A 2,536-nucleotide genomic window follows, 5' to 3' on the forward strand; every position below is an offset into this window, starting at 1 on the left:
CCACCGATGAATTACATTCCTTTTTCTGAGTACAAAAAAGCCTGGATTTTCCGTCACCGCGATCTGCCGGTGAGTGCTGAAGATCTGGAACAGATCAAACCGATGACGGAAAAGCGTTCCGCTGAAGTTTGGGCTCAGAATGTCAGCCGAGAAAGCACCCACTACAGTTACTTTTGCAAAGATGACTGGGCTGGCAAGGGCAATACCTGGACTGAGAGTGCTAGCTGGCAAGGGGCGTGGGATCGCGAAGATCCATCTCTGCCGGAAGAACTGGCCGCGTTTATCGAGTGGGATGACAATACGGTTGTTTACTTCTGCTACTCCAGCGAACATGTGATTCAAACCACATGGGCGGTGTTTAAGCGTAGCTGGAAGAACTTCCTGTTTATGGATGATGGTCCGCTGCTGATCGGTCGTAAGCGTAAAGAGGTTGCGCAGTTTTTTGAGAACGGTCAGTTCAAGCTGGGTTGTCGACCTTAACCGCGAGGTTGTTTATTCCGCAGGGCTATTATCCCTCCGGAAAGTGTTGCGCGACTGTCGAACGGATAAGTTCTCCCAGATGGCGGGTCGCGCGCCCTGCATAATCTCCCTGACTGTATACCAGATACAGTTGTACCCGGCGCTCTGAACCCTCCAGCATTGGCAGCGGTTTCAGCTTGCCTTGCTCCAGTTCCTGCCTGATTTTGATCTCTGGAAACCACGCATAACCCAGACCTTTGCAAGCGGCTTGAATCGACGTGCTCTGATTGCTGAGCGTCAGACGCTTCTGAGATCCGAGCCAACCCGAGTCGGCACGCTGACTGCCAGAATCCCGTACGACTAGCTGACAGTGCTGCCGCAGATCTTGATAGGTCAGTGAGCGGTTCAATTGGTGCAATGGGTAATCAGGATGGGCAACCGCAATAAACCGGATCAGTAATAGTGGATCGGCTAAAAAGCCGGGCGGTACGCTACCGGTGATGCCCAGATTAACTTCGCGTTTGACCAACGCCTCATAAGTACCGCTGAGCACAGTTTCCTGCATATCGACCCGTGTATGGGGGGCATCCTGACTGAATGTGGATAACGCATCCAGCAACAGCCAGGGTGGGAACAGGGTATCCACGGCAATATTGAGTTCCGCTTCCCATTCCTGTCCAAACTGCGCTGCCAGCGCTTCGATCTGTTGTGCCTCATGGACCAGTGTTTTAGCACGCTGTAACAGGATCTGCCCGGCCGGGGTTAATTCGGCTTTGCGTCCCTGAATTGCCAGTACCGGGATGCCCAGACTGCTTTCCAGCTTCTGAATCGCATAACTTACCGCCGACTGACTTTTATTCAGGGCTTCCGCCGCCTGAGCGTAACCACCGTGTTCGACCACCGCGATTAGTGCCTGCCACTGCTCTAGTGAAACCTGTGTTTTCATAGATTCATCTAAAAAACTGATAATAATGCGTATATTTTTGCTGTTTTTAATCGGATAAATCAATAGGAAAATAGCTTCATCAACTTACGAACACCGCGACATAACAGCATTCAGGAGTCATCAATGAGCAAATTACTACATATCAAAGCAAGCGTATTTGGAGATAACGGTCAGTCGAACCAGCTTGCGACTCGTTATATTGATCAGTGGCAGCAGAAGTTGCTTGGCAACGAGGTTGTCGTACGTGATTTGGTGGCTGATGCCGTTCCGCATCTGGATGGGGAAGTGGTTGGTGCATTTTTTACCCCCGAAGAGCAGCGTAGCGAACAGCAAAATGCGATCGTCGCGTTCTCCGACACGCTGATCCAGGAGATCCGTGAAGCTGACGAAATCGTGCTGGGGCTGCCGCTGTACAACTTTGGTGTGCCATCGCAGATGAAAGCCTATTTCGACCATCTGGCACGTGCCGGTGTGACCTTTAAGTACACCGAAACCGGTCCGGTTGGTTTGATTGACGATAAACCGGTACGCGTATTTGCAACCCGTGGCGGTTTGTACAAAGACACCGGGATGGATCATCAGGTGCCGTTCCTGAAACAGTTCCTCGGGTTTATCGGTCTTAACAATGTAGAGGTGATCTACGCAGAAGGCCTGAGCATGGATGGGGTGAAAGAGGAAGCACTGGAGAAAGCGCGTGGTGAAGTGGATCAGTTGATCTCAGCTTAATCACGAACTCAACCGATCCGGATAAACATCAAAGCAAGAGGTGAAACATGGGCTTATTGGTAGACGGTCAGTGGCATGATCAGTGGTATGACACCAAAGACAGCGGCGGAAAATTCGTCCGTAGCGAATCACAATTTCGCAACTGGATTACCGCAGATGGCAGTGCCGGTCCCAGCGGTGACGCTGGATTTCAGGCGGAAGCCGGACGCTACCATCTCTATGTTTCACTCGCCTGCCCGTGGGCACACCGTACGTTGGTTATGCGTAGCTTAAAGGGACTGGAAGAGATGATCAGTGTCAGTGTGGTGGATGCGCTGATGTTAGAGCAGGGCTGGACCTTGGGCATCGATCAGGACGGTATGCCAAGCGGTACAGGTGATGAACTCTACGGCTTTAATTATCTGC

3 protein-coding genes and 1 pseudogene are annotated in these 2,536 nt (G+C 51.5%); 3 read left to right on the forward strand and 1 reads right to left on the reverse strand.

Features of this window, described 5'->3' with window-relative positions:
• Positions 1-480, forward strand: a 480-nt coding sequence (locus ABYW01_RS19135) for a DUF2947 domain-containing protein (RefSeq protein ID WP_372835921.1), incomplete at its 5' end; no start/stop codon positions are given.
• Positions 481-508: 28 nt separating this feature from the next.
• Here the strand turns inward: ABYW01_RS19135 and ABYW01_RS19140 are convergent.
• Positions 509-1,405 carry a LysR family transcriptional regulator gene (locus ABYW01_RS19140; RefSeq protein ID WP_372835923.1) on the reverse strand — a complete coding sequence of 299 codons (897 nt, stop codon included), beginning with the start codon at positions 1,403-1,405 and terminating at the stop codon, positions 509-511.
• Positions 1,406-1,528: 123 nt separating this feature from the next.
• Between ABYW01_RS19140 and ABYW01_RS19145 the strand changes: the two genes are divergently transcribed.
• Positions 1,529-2,131, forward strand: a complete 603-nt coding sequence (locus tag ABYW01_RS19145) for an FMN-dependent NADH-azoreductase (RefSeq protein WP_372835925.1) — start codon at positions 1,529-1,531, stop codon at positions 2,129-2,131.
• 47 nt (positions 2,132-2,178) lie between these two features.
• A pseudogene (locus tag ABYW01_RS19150) lies at positions 2,179-2,536 on the forward strand (glutathione S-transferase family protein); the annotation flags it as partial.

It is taken from the genome of Pontibacterium sp. (assembly GCF_041587635.1).
Lineage (GTDB): Bacteria > Pseudomonadota > Gammaproteobacteria > Pseudomonadales > Balneatricaceae > Pontibacterium.

Excerpts from the sequence above, each read along its gene's own strand:
- ABYW01_RS19140 (WP_372835923.1), bottom strand. The coding sequence starts at position 1,405 with ATGAAAACACAGGTTTCACTAGAGCAGTGGCAGGCACTAATCGCGGTG.
- ABYW01_RS19145 (WP_372835925.1), top strand. The coding sequence starts at position 1,529 with ATGAGCAAATTACTACATATCAAAGCAAGCGTATTTGGAGATAACGGT.